This is a genomic window from Ferrithrix thermotolerans DSM 19514 (genome assembly GCF_900128965.1).
In the GTDB taxonomy this organism is placed as follows: domain Bacteria; phylum Actinomycetota; class Acidimicrobiia; order Acidimicrobiales; family Acidimicrobiaceae; genus Ferrithrix; species Ferrithrix thermotolerans.
Map to the genome: position 1 here is coordinate 1 of NZ_FQUL01000022.1, position 18,044 is coordinate 18,044.

Below are 18,044 nucleotides of genomic sequence, written 5' to 3' on the forward strand. Positions count from 1 at the left end.
GCATCAACGCCCGACGGACTCGGGTACTGGGAGGTAGCCTCCGACGGCGGGATCTTCACCTTTGGAGATGCCGGGTTCTATGGATCCATGGGGGGACAGACTATACCGGCTCCCGTCGTGGCTATGGCTTCTACGGATGTCACTGCTTTGGTATCTCCGGGAGCCACGGGTTATGACATATCCAACTGGCAGTGCGGAGGGTATCCCCCGCAAGCTCCGCTATACGTGGTCGAGATAAGCGGATGGCCCTACAGCCAAACGACTCCCACGCCATGCCTGCAAAGCGAGGTCTCTTGGGGAGGTCCCCAAACCCAGTTCTACATCTTCATGGGTGACACCGTCTCCATACCGCCCGGCGCTCCAACGCCACCACCATGTCCGGCCGGCCTGAGCTCCGGGGACTGCACCGGCTGGCAAGACGGCTACAGCCAAGCGGCTGCCGCATACAACATCGCACAGGGATCATCGGTCCACTCCTCGATTTGGTGGCTAGACGTTGAGACGTCTGCTAGTAGCTGGGGTCCATCCCAAAGTCAAAACTACGAAGCCATACTAGGAGCGATAGCCGCTCTCAAAGCAGACGGTGAACTCGTAGGTGTTTACTCTACATACCTTCAGTGGCCTGAGATCGCTGGTGCGAACGCTGCACTACCTCCAGGCACTCCGATTTGGGTAGCTGACTGGAATACAACGAATCCGACAACTGCGTGTACTCAGGCCATTCCCTTTGGCGGTGGCATGCTTGCACAGGTCCAGACCGCACCCACAAACTTCGATAACGACGTGTCTTGCTAAGACCGCCCCTGAAACGCCGGCGCAGGCATATTGGTAGATAGGAGCATTGACCAACACGCTGACAGAGCTGGAGATAACTCCTGACTTTGTCAGCGTCCTCACATTACTAGCGTCGAAAAACCATCACTCGGATTACCTTCCACGATGATCGATCTGCCTTCTTCGATCCAGATTACGTCGTTAGTAGCTCCCGGGAGGTTCAAGGCTAGCCCAAATAGCCTAACGAAGGCATCTATCACTCCAAAGTGAGTCACAAGCAGTAGGGATAGCCCCCGATAGTCCTTCGTTAGGAGCCCAAGGAGAGCCAAGATCCGCTCACGAAACTCACGAGGTGACTCACCACCCGATCCGATACCTTGATCGTCTACATACCTCGCTAAGGGCCGTCCAAGGTCACTAAAGCGCACTGCATCTATCGAGCCGGGATGCAATTCACACAATAGACACGACGGCGATGCGACTGGAACCCCCAAAGCCTCCGCCGCAATGTAGGCGCTCTGACGCGATCTGCGCAACGAGGAGCAGAAAACCTGGTCTACCGCTACCTTAGCGTGGATGAGTTCATGTGTGCTTCTTTGCACCTGAAGCACCCCCTTGGGTGTCAAACCCCTGCACCCACGGTGCCCGCCTACGGTACGATTCGTCCCAGACTGAGACTCCCCGTGTCTCATAAGCACGAGACGCAGATTGGAGTTCATCGGCTGTTATACACCTCTTACCACGAACTCTTCCAACTGTCGAAGCGTCCGACACTCAAAGACTCCGTCGCAGAACTGTCCGTAGATAGAGACCACTGAGTCTCCGCTGTTCCAGTATGACTTAGGCTCGGGGTTTAGCCAAAATACCTTCTTGGCTCTATCTTTGATCCGGCCCAACACCTCTTCTTGTGGAGGATGGTAGTTATTCCTAGCATCTCCACAGACTATGACGGTTGTACGCTTCGTGATAGCTTCCAGATACCTCTCCTCAAAGACCGAGAGCGAGTTGCCGTAGTCTGAGTGGCCATCCAATCCAACCACCTTTGCCTTGGTCGTTACCTGAAGAAGTGCGCCTTGAATGCTCTCCCCACCTGAGAAGTATTTGGTAACCTCATCTACCGTATCTATAAACACGAAACTCCGTATCTTTGAGAATGCGTTCGTCATGGCGTAGAGTAACTGCATCGTAAAGCGTGCAAACGATGCTACGGATCCGGAAATATCTGAGAGTAACACTACCTCAGGCTTAGAGACCTTTGGTTTACGAAAATATACCCTAGCCGGTGTGCCTCCATAAGACATAGCCTCCCTGACCGTTCTCCTGAAGTCCAACGACGCGTCTCGCTGGGAGATGTGTCGTTGTGCAAGTCTCGAAGCCAGCTTTCTCGCTAGAGGTTCCATCACCTTGTGCAGAGCCTCCAGCTCATCCTTGGAAGCATGCACAATATCGACGTCTTCAGGAAGTTTTAGAGCCAGAGTCTTGGCCACTGCCCTAGAGCCACGATCCCCGACCAGTCGCCTTAGAACCTCTGACTCCACTTCGGAGCGTATTAGCCTTGAGACTCCTTCGGTGGCCTTAGTTCGGTCTCGCTCTACAGTCGTATCCTCACCAAAAGAAAGTCCGTAAAGAAACCCTTTCAAAACCTCTTCTAGATCTATCTGCCTGAGCGTCCTATAGGTGTAGTAGACTCCCCCGACGGGACGGCCCTTTTCAATACCGGCGAATCGTGTTACAGCTCTCCTCAACGCCAAGCGCAGTGCCAAGAGATCATTCTCGAGTAAGGCATCTACTATTTGCTCTCTAAGTTCATCTGCAAGATCCTCTGAGCTTGGCGTGTGCTCCGGATCGTTGACAAACTCACTTTCCTCCGCGTTCGTGGGTCCAAGAGGGAAGAAAACATCGAAGAGCCTATCGAACAAAGCTCTGTGTTTTACATCTTTTATAAGAGTCGCAGCCAACGTCTCTCGAAACTCGCTTCGGTCCATAACATCTATAAGGGGAAGAGCACCGTAAGCATCGACAACCTCCGCCTGCGAGACCTTGACGTTGCCCTCTCTTAGAACATCCACGAAGGCAAGTAGTTGATCGTTCAACCGATGCCTCTTCCCTTACTATCTAGATGTTTGCGTACCGCATGGATATCTGAGCGGTACTTGAGAAGTATGCTTAGGGTTTCTCTTTTGATGTCTTTGTCAAGAGATCCGACTCCCATCTCCAAAAGAGAAGCTGCCCAATCTAAAGTCTCCGAGATCGAAGGCTTTTTCTTTATGTCCAGCGCTCTGAGCCCAGAGACAAACTCCGCAATCTGTCTAGCTAAAGCCTCCTCTACACCTGTTATCTTGGTGTCAATAATCTCTTTTTCTCTCTCGATATCTGGGTAGTCGATATAGAGGAATAGACATCGCCTCTTCAGTGCCTCCGAGAGATCTCTAGTGCCGTTAGAGGTCAAAAAAACGAGCGGTATCTGTTTAGGGGCGACGGTTCCAAGTTCTGGTATCGATACCTGGAAGTCGGAGAGCACCTCGAGCAACAGTGCCTCTGCCTCCACCTCTAGGCGATCCACCTCGTCGATAAGTAAAACGCTTTGTCTCGGAGTGCGCAGCGCCCTTAGGAGGGGCCTCTCCAGCAGATACTCTTCAGAGAAGATATCTTCGCTCAGCAGATCCCAGTTTGCCTCCCCAGCGACGTCCTTTGTGGCCTGAATTCGCAAGAGCTGCTTACGATAGTTCCATTCATAAAGTGCCTTTGACTCATCCAGTCCTTCGTAGCACTGCAGTCGGATAAGGTCCATAGCCGTCATTGCTGCTACCGTCTTGGCCAGCTCAGTCTTTCCCGTACCCGCCGGACCTTCAATCAGCACCGGCTTTTCGAGACGCGCCGCCAAGTACACCACCGTTGCAATCTCTTTGTTGGGGAGGTATCCATTAGCCCGCAGTTGATCCTCTACGCTCGATATTGAGTCAAACTTCAAAGTGTTCCTTACGTCCTTATATGTCCGTTACCTTCTATCACATACTTTACGTTGGTTAGTGCCTCAAGTCCCATCGGGCCACGAGCGTGCAACTTTTGAGTCGAGATACCTATCTCGGCTCCCAAACCCAACTGATTGCCATCCACGAAACGCGTCGACGCATTGACGACGACCGCTGCGGCGTCGACCTCACGTTTGAACCTCTCTGCCGCTTGACGGTCATTTGTCACGATCGCCTCAGAGTGACCTGTTGAGAAACGTCTTATATGAGCGATCGCCTCGTCTAGATCCTTCACAACCCTTACCGCTAACACCATATCCAAAAACTCAGTTGCGAAGTCATCCTCGGTCGCAACCATAGCATCTAAGACATATCTTCGGGTCTCATCATCGCCTCGAATCTCCACGCCCCTAAGGAAAGAGGGTACGTCACTCAAAAACTCCCGTGCTACAGCTTCATGAACCAGTAGCGTCTCTGCAGCGTTACAAACACCGGGCCGTTGTACCTTGGCGTTTGCTACGATTTTCTTAGCCATCTCTATGTCACAGCCCTTGTCTACATAGATATGACAGTTGCCGTCACCGTCGAGTACGTAAGGTACAGTTGCGCTCTCCCTGATAGCTCGTATTAGCGCTGGTCCACCACGAGGAATCAGACAGTCGATGTAACCATTAAGTCTCATGAACTCTATCGCACCGTCCCGAGTCGTGTCCCTTACCACCGTCACCACCTCCCCTGGAAGACCGGCATCTTCGAGCCCTTGCACAATTGCGTCGCCGATCGCAAGATTCGTCTCGATAGCTTGGGAAGACCCCCGCAGCATCACTGCGTTGGCTGACTTTACGCATAGTGCTGCTGCGTCTGCGGTGACGTTAGGTCGATTCTCATACACGATTCCTACGACACCGAGAGGCACCCTCATCTGCTGAACCGACAGCCCATTTGGAAGTGTATACCCCTTCACCACCTGTCCGACGACCTCCGGTAGCCGAGCTACCTCCAAAACCCCAGCTACCATGGCTTCGAATCTTTGATCATTGAGTGTCAAGCGATCCATCTGAGTCTTTGTGAGATCCGATCTACGACCTCTTTCAAGATCCGATATGTTGGCCTTTAGGATCTCAGTCTTAGATCTTTCGAGACACCTAGCCATGGCCCTCAACGCTTCAGTTCTTTGTTCACCGTTGACCTCAGTCAACACATAGGAAGCACTCTTTACACGAGAGGCCACCTCTGTGAGCGACGGAAGGGCAGTATCTGACATAAGAAACAGCTTAGCGTCAGGTCCCATAAACACAATTTGTTACCCCACCCAAGCCACAGGGTGGTGCTTGAGGCTTAAAGTAGCAAGACCAGGTCGTCTCTATGGATGACCTCGAGGTAAGGTCTACCGGTCAGGTCCTTGGACCGAACGCCCCGTAACGCCAGAACATCTTCCGAGGGCATTTGAACTATACCTTTTGCGAAGCAATCTCCGTCTTCGGTAGTAACCGACACGGCGCTTCCGCTCTCAAAGGTCCCCTTCACCGCCACCACTCCTGCTGGAAGCAAAGAGCCCCCGTTAACCATTAGAGCCTCCTTGGCGCCTTTGTCAACCAAGATCTCCCCTGATGTAGGGCAAGCAAATGCAATCCACAGCTTTCGAGCGCTAAGCCTCCTGGGACGAGCGAGAACCTTAGTACCTAAGAACTCCTCCCCTTCAACTACCCTTAGGACGACCTCAGGTTCTTTCGCCGACGCAATCGTAGACATCACCCCAGACCACGAAGCCATCTTCGCTGCCAACAACTTGGATGCCATACCACCGCTACCACGTTCTGTACCGGCTGCACCTGCTATCTCCAAGAGTTCGGCGTTCACCTCCTCAACCTCTTCGATAAGAGAAGCCTCTTCGTAATGCCTGGGGTCTGCACTATAGAGTCCACTTTGGTCCGTTAGGAGAACGAGGTGATCAGCAGCGATCAGATTTGCCACCAGCGCTGCAACTTTGTCGTTGTCACCGTAACGAAGCTGTTCGTTGGAGAGGGCATCGTTTTCGTTTATAACAGGAAGAACGCCAAGCTCTAAAAGCTTTGAGAGAGTCTCTCTGGCGTGCAGATATTGAGATCTATCTGCAAAGTCCCCAGGTATCATGAGCAACTGCGCCGCCTCCACCTGATACTTCGCAAGTATTTCACGGTATGTTGCAATGAGCTGACCTTGACCCACAGCTGCCGCCGCTCTAAGAGTGACTTGATCCGACGGCCGTTCGCGAAATCCCAGAGACTTCAGACCCGCTGATATAGCTCCTGAACTAACAAGGACAACCTCGTGCCCCTTCGACATAAGCGCAGCCATCTGTTTTATGAGTTCAAGGAGTGTGCCTTGATCTATGACACCCTTAGAGTCGGTAACTGACGACGAGCCAACCTTTATTACAACCCTCACGGCTGCATCGCGTCCTCATAGGTAAATGAGATGTCCCCAACGTTCACCTCATCACCTTCTTTCACACCGAGTCGCTTTAGCGCCTTCATAACACCAAGAGCCTCGAGGCGACGCTGTAGGACGGACTGAGCGGCAAAGGAACTCAGGTCGGAGAGACGTACGGCCCGAAGAGCGTCTCTTCCGGTGACAAGAAACCGTCCATCTCCAACCCTCTCCACTTGAAACTCCTTTTCAGGTAGTGGCCGCAGTACAACCTCTTCAGCGTAGAAGGTACCCTTGTCGTCGCTTAGAGCCTTGGCTTGAAACATTGCGGTTATCAGAGAATCGATCCCTTCGCGCGTTGCGGCGGAGACCTCTGTTATCGAGGCCAGTGAGATCCCTAGGGAGAGATTTGACATACGGTTCGAGAGCGACCCTCTATCTGCGGCATCGATCTTGTTGAGTACCAGGATCACAGTTCTTTCGCTAAGATCTCCCAGGTAAGCATCTAGCTCCCTTGCGACACCATGAATTTGTTCTTCCAACGATACACCGATGCCTTCGGATGCATCTGCAACCAAGCCAAGCACCTTGGACCTCTCGACGTGCCTTAGAAACTCAAGTCCCAGTCCCCTACCTTCACTTGCTCCTTCTATGAGCCCAGGGACGTCTGCAACCACTAGCTCCGAGCGATCCCGGTCTAATCCACGGCTGACAACGCCAAGAGAGGGAACCAAAGTAGTAAATGGATAGTCACCGATCTTGGGACGAGCCTTTGAAACTGCGGCGACTAAAGAGGATTTGCCGACATTCGGCATACCCACAAGAGCAACATCGGCAACCAGTTTCAGTTCAAGATCGAACCAGAGTTCCTCTCCCAGCTCTCCCTGCTCGGCAAAGTCAGGAGCCCTGCGCTTATTCGACAAAAACCCTGCATTACCCTTTCCCCCTCGCCCGCCCCGGGCGACACACACCTTTGCCCCATAAGATGCAAGGTCGGCTATCAATTCTCCATCTAAAGACTTGACCACGGTACCTATGGGAACCTCTACTAAGGTATTTGATCCCCTCGCTCCCTTTTTCTTCTTACCTGAACCGTGACCACCATCTTCTGCGCGTCTATGAGGATGATCCCTGAAGCCAGCTAGAGAGTTCAGGCGAGGAGAGGTAACTAGGTAAACCGATCCCCCATCTCCTCCATCCCCTCCGTCTGGACCGCCCTTGTCTACAAAGGGTTCACGCCTAAAAGAAACAGCTCCAGCGCCACCGTTTCCGGCTTTGGCGTGGAGCTGCGCTCTATCGATAAACTCAGGCATAGATTAACGTAACCCAGTCTTCCTACTCTTAGGCAGGGACTACGTCTACTACCTTACGACCTCTTCGCTCAGCGAATCTAACCGTTCCATCCTCTTTTGCAAACAACGTATCGTCACTTCCTCGGCCCACGTTCAAACCTGGATGAAATCGGGTTCCGCGTTGTCTAACTATGATCGAACCGGCCTTCACCGTCGTGCCGGAAAACACCTTCACACCGAGTCTTTGAGCGTTTGAGTCTCTTCCGTTTTTAGTAGAGCCTCCACCCTTAGTCTTTGACACCTCAAGCCTCCGCCTTCTAGGTTAAAAAATAACTTCTGTCTCTGAATAAACAAATCTAGGAACCTGCGACCTCGACTACCCTTAGCACGTTGTAGTGCTGTCGGTGTCCCCATCGCTTACGAGCTCTGGCCTTGGGGCTGTAGTGAAAGCCTACGATCTTTGGCCCCTTGCTCTCTCCCACAACAACGGCAGTGACCTTAGCCTTGAGCAACGACTCCTGATCGTGGACCACTTTAGCTCCGTCTACCAGCAAGATTGGCGTAAAGGTAACTGTATCGCCCTCGTTTGCTCCGAGCAGCTCTACGTTGAGTATCGAACCCTCTTCAACCTTCTCTTGCTTTCCACCTGTTTTTATCACTGCGTACATAGCCATCTAAGTCTACCTTCTCTAAAGCAATTCCTGATCAAATATAAGGCCTCGTCCCTCGCAAGTCGGACAAGTTTGGGAAAACGCCTCCACAAGCCCTTCCGAAACTCTCTGTCTTGTCATCTCTACGAGTCCGAGGGGAGACATATCATAGACGTGGCTCTTGGTCTTGTCCCTTGCTAACGCAGCTCTAAATGCCCTCATAACATCGTCTCGGTTCTCTTTGATGAGCATATCGATAAAATCGATAACGATGATGCCACCAATGTCTCTGAGTCGTAGTTGATGAGCTATCTCTTCGACGGCCTCGAGGTTGTTCCGATGAATAGTCTCTTCCAAAGATACCGTACCGACATTCTTTGCGGTATTTACGTCTATCACGGTTAGAGCCTCAGCCCTGTCTATCACGATAGATCCCCCAGAGGGAAGCCAAACCTTTCTGCCGAGAGCCTTATGAAGCTGTTCGTGAACGTGATAGGCTTCAAAGAGAGGAACAAGATTCTCGTTAGGATCGTAGTACTCAACACGATCCGCCAGTTCAGGGGAGATCGCAGATACATAGGAGACAACCTCCTCGTACATGCTCTGATCGTCTATTATTACACCCCTATAGTTGCGATTGAACTCTTCCCTAATCACCCTCAGTGCGACCTTTGGTTCGCGATAAAGGAGGGCCGGGGCGTGCACAGTCCTCGCCATCTGATCGATCTTCTCCCACATCTCTGTAAGACGCGTGAGGTCTCGACTAAGCTCCTCTGCACTAGCTCCCTCAGCAGCTGTCCTAACGATCATTCCGAATCCAGGAGGTTTTATCTCATCAAGAATCCGTCGTAACCTGCGCCGTTCCTCCTCGGGGAGTCGTTTGGAGATTCCATAGCTATCAGAGTGAGGGATAAGCACTACAAATCTTCCGGGCAAAGATACCTCTTGAGTAAGACGCGCACCTTTTGCCCCGATAGGATTCTTAACAACCTGGCAGATGACCGTTTGTTTCGGTCTCAACAGATGTTCGATCCGCACACTACGGTCACCGACCTCGATATCATCACGATCGAAGCGCACGTCACCTCTGTAGATTACTGCATTCTTCGATGTGCCGATGTCTATGAAGGCTGCCTCCATGCCAGGTAAGACATTTGCAACACGACCTAGATAGATGTTTCCATCAATGTTGTATTGATCATCCGCCTCTCTTGATACGTAGTGTTCTATTAGCGTTCGACCTTCAAGAATCGCTATCTGTGAAGCACCACCTTTCACATGGACGCACATTAGGTACCGTCCAATCGGCCTGCCCTTACGCTGACGTGGAGCCCTCTGATTCAGACGTCTCTTGCCTCTTGGACCTTTTTCCAACGAGTCTGCGAGTTTCCCCTCTATGTTGTATTCGATTGGACCTTCTGGCACAACAACGTCGCTGTCAGCTTTCGTCCTTAGATACTTACGTTTCCGTCTAGTTGCCTCCGAGAGTGGGGGCGGGGCCGGACGAGTATCCCCGATCTTAGGTTTCGCCTCTATGCCTTGAGGAACAGGGACTTTACCAGCCAATGGAACCTTTGACTCTTGATCATTTGAGTCGGACACCTGCACATTATCGTTAGCTCCCTTTTGCCCCCTAACTCTACCTCTAGATCTGCGAACAGAGCGTGATCTGACCTCTGGCTCAGCCTTGGTGTCACTGATTTGATCAGACTTTACCCTACTACTACCCTCCCTGCTAGATGAAGAGACCGGAGGGGGCAGCTTTATCGACTCTTGGCCACGTTCTCCAGACGCTCCCGCCCCATTTAATTTGTCTAAACTCAAATTCTCTTCGGACACTATCAATGACCCTTCCAGATAGTGACCCAACCTGACAGACTCCAGCTTCCGACGTAAAGCAGGTGCGCACAGCGCTTGAACTCTTAGAAACTTCCCACAAGTCAAGTTCGGTCATTGCGACAGGTGGTTCCTCTAGATGCCTGCGAGAGAAACGAACCTTCGTCGCCTTGTAAAATCTTTGTTTGCTAGCCGATCCGGACTGTCTTCTTGGTTGAACCGACACCACAAGCAAAGCCCAAAAGACAATTAATACTTGGGTTGTCCAACGTGACTCAACAAACATTGCCTTCATTGTAGTGCAAATCTTCCGACGCACCCCATATGGTAGGTAAATCGATGTATCAATGAGCGTTATCCACTTATAGCCCAAAACGCTGCATCTCAAGATCGCTGATCGCCAAAGGAGGTGCGACTTGACCTACGCCTTTTTTCAGCCAGCCTTTGACACAGAGGTCTTGCTCGTAGAGGCCTTATAGCCTTTGGGCTTCTGAGCTGTCTTCTTCGTTGGTGATATCAGCAGCGTACCTTTTACCCCTGTTGATCCCGCACTTAGATGGGGTACTCCATAAACCTCAGGCTTTATTGGGTGAGACATCAGATAGGTGAACAAAGCCCTCACCATCGGTGCCGCACCTACCGCCCCAAAACCTCCACCAGTCACAACTGCAGAGATCACGTACTGTGGATTATTAACGGGTCCCCAAGCAACAAATAAGGAGTCAGGAGCTTGTCCCGCCACAGACGCAGTTCCAGTCTTCCCGGCCAGAGGAAACTGAGACAAAGGAAAACCAGCAAAGGTCTGTCCACCGGTACCATACTGTATGGCTCCTTCAAAACCCTTTATCATTGCGGCTCGATCGACCGCAGGGATGGTAACGTGAGTTACCACCTTCGGCGGAAAGTACTTTATTAGCTTTCCCTGATCGTTTACAATACCGTCTGCAATCCGAGGAACGTAACGAGTTCCACCATTCGCAAAGGTCGCATAGGCGTTCGCTAGCTGTAATGGAGTAATCAGGGTCATCCCCTGTCCGAAAGCCATCTCTATGTTGTCTCCTGCGTACCAGGTGTCGTATGGGAAAGCAGAAGGATAGAGCTTATGAAGATACTGCCGCTCGGACAGTGAGTCAACTATCCCCGCCGCCTCTCCGGGAAGCGCGATTCCAGTGGGTTGACCAAATCCATAAGCCTTTGCCATATTTTGGATGGGAGTTGGGCCGAACTGACTCTGATTAATATAGAAGTTGTAGCCAAGGGTATAAAAGAACACATCGTCCGAGTCCGCCAGAGCCGTAACGATATTGATATTGCCGAGCGCCTCGTAACCGGAGTTGTGAAAGCTGCACTTTCCGACCGTGCAGTTAGGAACCTTGAAGTACCCGGGATCGTTGATAATAGTGTAAGGGCTTATAAGTCCATCCTTTAGAGCAGCCGAGGCAGTTGCCAACTTGAAGGTCGATCCTGGCGTATACTCTCCCTGAATTGCGCGATTTATTAGCGGTTGATTTGAGGAAGGGCTCGTAAGCGCTGCGTAGTTGGCATTAGTGATATATGGAACCCACTCAGATGGGTTGTAAGTTGGATAAGAAGCCATCGCGTAGATAGACCCATTGTTGGGGTTCTCAACCACTATCGATCCTGCGAGTCTGGCAGCGTTTATTACAAATGAGTTGGGAGAGTGCGCCAAGTGGTAGATCTGGTTGGCAAGGATCGTCTGAGCCTTTTTCTCAAGGTTTGCGTCTATGGTTAGCTGCAGGTTTCCCCCTGGCACCGGCTTCGTCTCCCCTAGCACCCCGACCACATCTCCCGCAGCATTAACCTGAAGTTTTTCGACGCCCGACCTTCCCCGTAGGTAGTTCTGAAACGTGGCTTCAACCCCGGCTTCACCTATCTGATCCCCAGCCTGATATCCCTGCTTAGCAAGCGTTTTCAGCTGAGCGGCCGAGACCTGACCTACATAACCTAGAACCTGTGCCGCAGTGTCACCCATAGGATAGGTTCTCTGAGTAGTCAGCTCTATGGTGACGCCTGGATACTCGCTCTGGTGTTCTTGGAAGTAGATCGCCTGGTTGGTAGATAGGTTATATTTGATCGGTGTCGGCTGATAGATACTGTATTGAGAGTTAATCAGCTCTGACTGCACCTGGGCAGGAGTCAACCCCACCAGCTGAGCTACTCTCTTCACCACCGCTGGGTGGAGGTAAGCCTCTCTTGAAGATAGTGCGAGAGTCTTCACAACTTGATTGCCAACCATGACCTGTTCGTTTCGGTCAAGAATCAACCCTCTCGGCGCTGGAACCGATACCTCCCTCACCTGATTTGCCGCCGCCTCAGCCTTGTAGACCGGCGCAGTTAGCACCTGAAGTGCGTATAGGCGCGCAAACAACGCCACGAAGAGTGCAGCTGCAACAAAACCCATCAGTCGTGACCTTAACTTAAACGACATCGGTTTCTTCGAGCTTGAATCTTGAGAAACTTGCATCGACTATCTCCTTGGGATTGGTGTTGCCAGTCGACCCGAACCTGCCATAGCAAATCTCACCAGTGCTATCATCACCGGTGACAAAAGGAAGTTTACCCCGCCAACAATTAGAAATTCGATGAGGAAGTGTGCCCTAAGGGGATCCGAGAGGTTCATAACAAAAAGGCCAACGGAAACTAAAATCTGAGCAGCTGCAGAACCTACGCCCACCAACAACATATCGAGCCATCTACTTCTTTTTGCTCCTAAGCGCTCACTTTCGCCTAGAAGATAACCCACGAAGGAGTACACCAATGAGGACATACCAAAGGGCGTTACTAAGAACGAGTCCGCAAGGATTCCACTAACAAACCCTGCCACCGCCCCTGCCTCTCGTCCTCCAACTACCGCAACTGAACAGACAAATAAAAGCAGCAGATCAGGATGAACGCTGTCGATGGAAGCCGATCCCAACGTAGTATGCTGAAGCACCAACACGGTTAGGAGTAAAAGAGGCATTCTAAGAGAGGAAAGGAATCGCCCCATCTATCCTCCTGGGGTCCAGAAAAGTACCTTCACGTACTGAAGGTTCGCATAGTTTACCACTGGCTTCACAGATACGCTTTCTTCCAAGGATCCCGCCGGGATACTAGCACTTATCACCTTACCTACTGGAATCCCTGCAGGGAAGATCTCGCCCTGCAGTCCTGAGGTTGTTAGAACCTGGTCCCTTACAAAGGTGGTCCCTGGCGTTACGTAAAGCAACTTGAGTGGCAAATTTGGGCCTTGACCCTGAGCAAGGGCAGCGTTGCCATTAGAAGAGATGCGAACTCCAACGCTAAAACTTGGATCGGTTACCATAAGAACGGTAGCGCTATTCGATGCAACCTCCACTACTCTCCCAGCCAAACCTGTTCCACCAACCACTGGGTCCCCCAGCTTGATACCAGCAGCAAACCCTTTGTTGATCTCAAAGCTGAGCTGAACGTTTGATGGCGTGAAGTTGATGACTTGTGCATCTGTGCCCGGGAGGCTACCAACAAAACTTAGGTGATTAAGCGCTAACACCCCTGCTAGCTCGTCCTTTAAAGCCTGAAAGCTGTTGTATTCTCCCTTTAGGGTCTGCAACTCTCGTTCAAGTTGAGCGTTCTTCTCCTTCACTGATGAGTAATCGACGGCCCCTGTAAAGAAGTTTGTCACTGGATCGACGATAGAGTTGAGGCTGTTCCTAAGGGGCGAAACCACCTGACGAACGTCTCCTTTTACTGAGACGAAGCTCAGAGTTCCGCCACCTCGGAAGTTCAAGGTTAGAAGTGTGAGGGAGATAAGCATCGCCAAAATGACCGTAATGCGCGGTCGCTCAAACAGTCTCCCCAATTCACAGAGCCCCTAACTAACTATCTTCTAGACGATGCAGATATTAGAACCTGCTGCAGCGCTTCGAACTCCTCTAAACACTGTCCTGATCCTATCGCCACACAGTCAAGAGGATTATCGGCCACGACTATCGGCATCGACGTTTCGCTATGGATACGCTCGGCTAATCCTGCCAGCAGAGCTCCGCCCCCAGTCAGCACGATACCTTGTTCCATGATGTCAGCGGAGAGTTCCGGAGGTGTAGCATCTAACGTATCTTTTACCGCATCCACTATTGAATTAATTGGCTCTTCTATAGCCTTTCTAATCTCTTCGGTGGAGATAAGCACGGTTTTAGGAAGGCCTGTTACCAGGTCTCTACCTCTTATCTCTGCCTGTAACTCCTCTGGCAACTTAAACGCAGAGCCAAGAGTCATCTTGATCTCCTCCGCCGTTCTCTCACCAAGGGCAAGATTGTACTCTTTTTTGACATAGGCAATAATCGCCTCGTCAAGCTCATCTCCACCGATTCTGATCGACTTCGACGTCACAATCCCACCAAGGGAGATCACCGCTACCTCAGTGGTTCCACCACCTATATCCACCACCATATTCCCAGAGGGTTCGTGGATGGGCAGACCAGCTCCGATAGCTGCTGCCATCGGCTCTTCGATAATGTAAGCCGGTTTTCGGGCTCCCGCATACTCTGCAGCCTCCTGGACCGCTCTTTGCTCAACCCCAGTAATCCCACTAGGAACACAGATAATCATCCGAGGCTTAGAGAAACGAGACTGATGAACCTTGCCTATAAAGTAGCGAAGCATCTTCTCGCAGATCTCAAAGTCTGCTATCACGCCATCTTTCAATGGACGGATCGCTTGAATGTTGGAAGGGGTACGCCCGATCATCCTCTTCGCCTCAGCGCCGACCGCCAGAGGGCGACCGTCCCTAGTATCTATGGCAACGACAGATGGCTCGTTGAGAATGATTCCTTTACCCCGAACATAGACCAAAGTGTTGGCTGTGCCGAGATCGACCGCCATATCCCTGCTTAAAAAAGCTCCGACTCCCTTTGCCATCTTTTACCTCCATTCGCTGTTGGCCCGACGAAGGCCTAGAGCAGCTATGCCTCCAAGTTCGGAAAGAACAGCTTGATTTCACGTTGCGCAGCCGTCATAGAGTCTGAACCGTGCACTAAATTTTCACTTACTATAGTAGCGAGATCTCCACGGATCGTACCTGGATTCGCCACAGACGGATCCGTAGCACCCATAATTCCTCTTACTATCTTTATAACGTCACCGTCTCCGGTTACGACAGCTAGAACCGAAGGTCCGGAGGTAATAAAAGCTACAAGGTCATCGAAGAACGCTTTATCGGCGTGTTCTACATAGTGTTCTTTCGCCTCTGGTTCGCTAATCGTTCTTTGTTGAAGTTCTAGAAACCGAAGCCCCTTGTTCTCAAGTCTCTTTAGGATCTCGCCGACAAGTCCTCTTCGGACGGCATCGGGCTTACATATAAATAAGGTCTTTTCCATACAGTGGATGAAGGCTAGTCGGATGGACCTAAATCACATGCGTGTACGGCTCTATCCTTTTAGCAAATTCCTTACTTTCCCGACCAGCTTATGAGAACCGGTTACCACCAGCAATTGATCGTCGCGCAAAGCCCTAAGGTGGTCAAATATAGCACTGTCTAGATCAGATCGTAGCTCACTTTTCACGCCAAGACTTGAGGCAATCTCCGCAACCCCTAAGGGATCGACCTGTGTTGGGTCTCCGAGATCGATAGAGACAAGTAGATCGATAGAACTTGCCCCAATGGCCCTTATAAACTCAGCAGGACTCCTATCATGGGTGGTCGCAAAGACAACGATCCACCCTTTGAAAAGCGGTAGCTCCTGGGTCAGAGATGCTCCTAGGTGGGCCGCCGCGTCAGGGTTATGTGCCACGTCTAAAACCACCAACTTCTTCGCATCCATCGCAACTACTTCAAATCGGCCAGGCAAAGCAAGGGTAGCAACCGATCTCTCGACAATCTGGTGAGCTATGGATCCCTCTTTCAACTCTTCAACAGCCGCTATAGCGAGAGCTACATTTTCGACCTGATGGCTACCACGAAGAGATGCAAATAGCTGCGCGTAATCGCCCCTTGGAGTCGACAGATCAAACATCCATCCACCGACACCCTGACGTTTGTTTGCTATCAATATCTGTTCGTTCAGGCGGAGCGTCCTTACATGAGGTCTGCGTTCGATGACCTCTACGAGGTCTTCTCGGATATTACCGAGAATCAACGTTGAGCCGGGTTTGACAATACCCGACTTTGCTAACGCCACATCTTGGAGGGTCGGTCCAATCTGGGCTAGGTGATCTTCTCCCACGGATGTAATCACAGAGACCTCAGCCTCCACTACGTTAGTTGCATCCCAGGTTCCACCCATCCCGACCTCGACAACTCCGACCTCTACTCCCTGCATTGCAAACAGGGAGTATGCTGCGGCTGTGAGAGCCTCAAACTGAGTCAAGCCCGTTATTCTAAAGGCATCCACAATCTGTGCGAGGCTAGTCAACTCCTCATCTAAAGTATCCATTGCTACCGGATAGCCGTTCAGCATTATACGATCGGTCAACTCACCGAGATCTGGCGAAGAGAAGGTACCCACACTAACACCGCCAACCGCAAGTATGTGTGTTGCCACAGAGGCCACAGTGGACTTTCCGTTGGTTCCCGTAATGTGGATGGTCCTAAAGGAGTACTGAGGATCCCCTACGGTATGTAGCAGTCCCTTTAGACTCTCGAGAGAGGGTACTCCTGTCCTTTCAGACTCGAAGTTAGGAAGAGACTGCAACCACTGTAATCCAGATCGCTTCACGTAAATCGACTACCGAAAGGTCTCTTGAGCTGTACTAGGATGCCACGCGTCGTGAACGATCAGGTCGGTTCGGCTCGGGAATGCGAGGAACGAGAGTTGGAGCAACGTGCTCAAGAACTACTCGCCTATCAATGACGCATCGACCAACGTCTTCTCTTGAAGGAAGATCGTACATCACGTCAAGCAGAACCTCTTCGACTATTGCCCTAAGTCCTCTAGCGCCGGTTCCTCTCAACAGAGCCTGTTCAGCGACGGCCTCGATAGCGTCTTCTGTGTACTCTAACTCAATACCATCAAGTTCAAAGATCTTTTGAAACTGCTTTATGAGGGCGTTCTTTGGTTCAACTAAGATCTTCATCAACGCCGACTTGTCGAGATTCGAAACCGCTCCCACTACCGGAAGGCGACCGATAAACTCTGGAAGGAGACCAAACTTCAAGAGGTCCTCCGGAAGCACCCTCTTTAGTACCTGTGCCTCTTGATAGTCCTTTCCAAAGGGCTGGGACTTAAACCCTAACGCTTTCTTTCCGACCCTAGACTCTATTATCTCATCTAGACCCACGAAAGCACCTCCACAGATAAAGAGAATGTTGGTCGTGTCGATCTGGATGAACTCTTGATGAGGATGCTTTCGTCCCCCCTGTGGCGGAACTGAGGCCACAGTACCTTCCAGGATCTTTAGTAGCGCCTGTTGAACGCCTTCTCCGGAGACATCCCTTGTTATCGAGGGATTTTCGCTCTTCTTGGCGATCTTATCTATCTCATCTATGTAGATAATGCCAGTTTCAGCCTTTTTGACATCGAACTCTGCCGCCTGAATCAGCTTCAATAGAATGTTCTCCACGTCCTCGCCCACGTAACCAGCTTCGGTCAGAGCCGTTGCATCGGCAATAGCGAACGGAACATTCAACATTCTTGCGAGTGTCTGGGCGAGCAAGGTCTTACCACATCCGGTGGGACCCAACAGCAAGACGTTTGACTTGCCTAACTCCACGTCATGATTTTTCAAACCACCGTTTTGTACTCGCTTGTAGTGGTTATAAACAGCAACTGAGAGAATCTTTTTTGCATCTTCTTGACCTACGACGTAGCTGTCTAGGAACTCAAAGATCTCCTTTGGCTTGGGCAACTTGTCAAACTTTACTTCGCTGGGATCCGGAGCCTCTTCGTCGATTATATCGTTACAAAGTTCAATACACTTGTCGCAGATGTACACCCCAGGGCCGGCGATTAGTTTGCGAACCTGCTTTTGAGACATACCGCAGAAGCTGCACTTTACAACTTCCTGACCCTCACCGAACTTTGCCATTAAGACCTCTAACTCTCTGCTGACCTTGGGTGGAAGTCACACCCAAGGTAACCCTAACGAGGAAGCCACCTTTAGAGAAGAACAAACCATCAAGGTCGTGCCCTTCG

The 18,044-nt window shown here is 51.2% G+C and carries 17 protein-coding genes; 1 reads left to right on the top strand and 16 read right to left on the bottom strand.

Annotated elements, in window-relative coordinates:
* A partial coding sequence (locus BUA24_RS12505; protein ID WP_072790892.1) for a glycoside hydrolase family 25 domain-containing protein occupies positions 1 to 795 on the top strand: 795 nt, incomplete at its 5' end.
* 98 nt (positions 796 to 893) lie between these two features.
* Here the strand turns inward: BUA24_RS12505 and BUA24_RS07690 are convergent.
* The 16 genes from BUA24_RS07690 to clpX all read right to left on the bottom strand — a co-directional run bounded on the left by BUA24_RS07690 (position 894) and on the right by clpX (position 17,937).
* On the bottom strand, positions 894 to 1,493 hold the full coding sequence (locus BUA24_RS07690; RefSeq protein WP_072790896.1) for a histidine phosphatase family protein: 600 nt from the start codon (positions 1,491 to 1,493) through the stop codon (positions 894 to 896).
* A 6-nt stretch (positions 1,494 to 1,499) separates the two neighbouring features.
* A complete protein-coding gene (locus BUA24_RS07695) occupies positions 1,500 to 2,867 on the bottom strand; it encodes a vWA domain-containing protein (protein WP_072790899.1) in 1,368 nt (455 codons plus the stop codon).
* Positions 2,864 to 3,745, bottom strand: a complete 882-nt coding sequence (locus BUA24_RS07700; RefSeq protein WP_072790904.1) for an AAA family ATPase — start codon at positions 3,743 to 3,745, stop codon at positions 2,864 to 2,866. The genes BUA24_RS07695 and BUA24_RS07700 overlap by 4 nt, the downstream gene beginning before the upstream one ends.
* An 8-nt stretch (positions 3,746 to 3,753) precedes the next feature.
* A complete protein-coding gene (locus BUA24_RS07705) occupies positions 3,754 to 5,037 on the bottom strand; it encodes a glutamate-5-semialdehyde dehydrogenase (RefSeq protein ID WP_218587439.1) in 1,284 nt (427 codons plus the stop codon).
* Positions 5,038 to 5,084: 47 nt separating this feature from the next.
* Positions 5,085 to 6,173, bottom strand: a complete 1,089-nt coding sequence (gene proB, locus BUA24_RS07710) for a glutamate 5-kinase (RefSeq protein ID WP_072790907.1) — start codon at positions 6,171 to 6,173, stop codon at positions 5,085 to 5,087.
* Positions 6,170 to 7,468: a GTPase ObgE gene (obgE, locus tag BUA24_RS07715; RefSeq protein WP_072790912.1), complete on the bottom strand. Its 1,299-nt coding sequence runs from the start codon at positions 7,466 to 7,468 to the stop codon at positions 6,170 to 6,172. Before obgE ends, proB begins: the two co-directional genes overlap by 4 nt.
* Positions 7,469 to 7,496: 28 nt before the next feature.
* Positions 7,497 to 7,748, bottom strand: coding sequence for a 50S ribosomal protein L27 (gene rpmA / locus BUA24_RS07720; RefSeq protein WP_072790916.1), 252 nt, complete (start codon positions 7,746 to 7,748; stop codon positions 7,497 to 7,499).
* A 55-nt stretch (positions 7,749 to 7,803) separates the two neighbouring features.
* Complete coding sequence (gene rplU, locus BUA24_RS07725) at positions 7,804 to 8,115, bottom strand: 50S ribosomal protein L21 (protein ID WP_072791011.1); 312 nt, start codon at positions 8,113 to 8,115, stop codon at positions 7,804 to 7,806.
* Positions 8,116 to 8,136: 21 nt separating this feature from the next.
* Entirely contained in the window at positions 8,137 to 9,921 is a 1,785-nt protein-coding gene (locus BUA24_RS07730) for an Rne/Rng family ribonuclease (protein WP_072790919.1), read from the bottom strand.
* 445 nt (positions 9,922 to 10,366) lie between these two features.
* Positions 10,367 to 12,355: a penicillin-binding protein 2 gene (mrdA, locus tag BUA24_RS07735; RefSeq protein ID WP_178138751.1), complete on the bottom strand. Its 1,989-nt coding sequence runs from the start codon at positions 12,353 to 12,355 to the stop codon at positions 10,367 to 10,369.
* 66 nt (positions 12,356 to 12,421) lie between these two features.
* Positions 12,422 to 12,943, bottom strand: coding sequence for a rod shape-determining protein MreD (gene mreD / locus BUA24_RS07740; protein ID WP_072790924.1), 522 nt, complete (start codon positions 12,941 to 12,943; stop codon positions 12,422 to 12,424).
* On the bottom strand, positions 12,944 to 13,774 hold the full coding sequence (mreC, locus tag BUA24_RS07745; RefSeq protein WP_072790927.1) for a rod shape-determining protein MreC: 831 nt from the start codon (positions 13,772 to 13,774) through the stop codon (positions 12,944 to 12,946). It abuts the gene before it with no gap.
* A 20-nt stretch (positions 13,775 to 13,794) separates the two neighbouring features.
* A complete protein-coding gene (locus BUA24_RS07750) occupies positions 13,795 to 14,832 on the bottom strand; it encodes a rod shape-determining protein (RefSeq protein WP_072790930.1) in 1,038 nt (345 codons plus the stop codon).
* Between the two features lie 44 nt (positions 14,833 to 14,876).
* A complete protein-coding gene (gene ndk / locus BUA24_RS07755) occupies positions 14,877 to 15,290 on the bottom strand; it encodes a nucleoside-diphosphate kinase (RefSeq protein WP_072790933.1) in 414 nt (137 codons plus the stop codon).
* Between the two features lie 51 nt (positions 15,291 to 15,341).
* Positions 15,342 to 16,628 (bottom strand): bifunctional folylpolyglutamate synthase/dihydrofolate synthase, encoded by a 1,287-nt coding sequence (locus tag BUA24_RS07760; RefSeq protein ID WP_072790936.1) that lies wholly within the window; start codon positions 16,626 to 16,628, stop codon positions 15,342 to 15,344.
* Positions 16,629 to 16,662: 34 nt separating this feature from the next.
* A complete protein-coding gene (gene clpX, locus BUA24_RS07765) occupies positions 16,663 to 17,937 on the bottom strand; it encodes an ATP-dependent Clp protease ATP-binding subunit ClpX (protein WP_072790940.1) in 1,275 nt (424 codons plus the stop codon).
* Positions 17,938 to 18,044 lie beyond the last annotated feature (107 nt).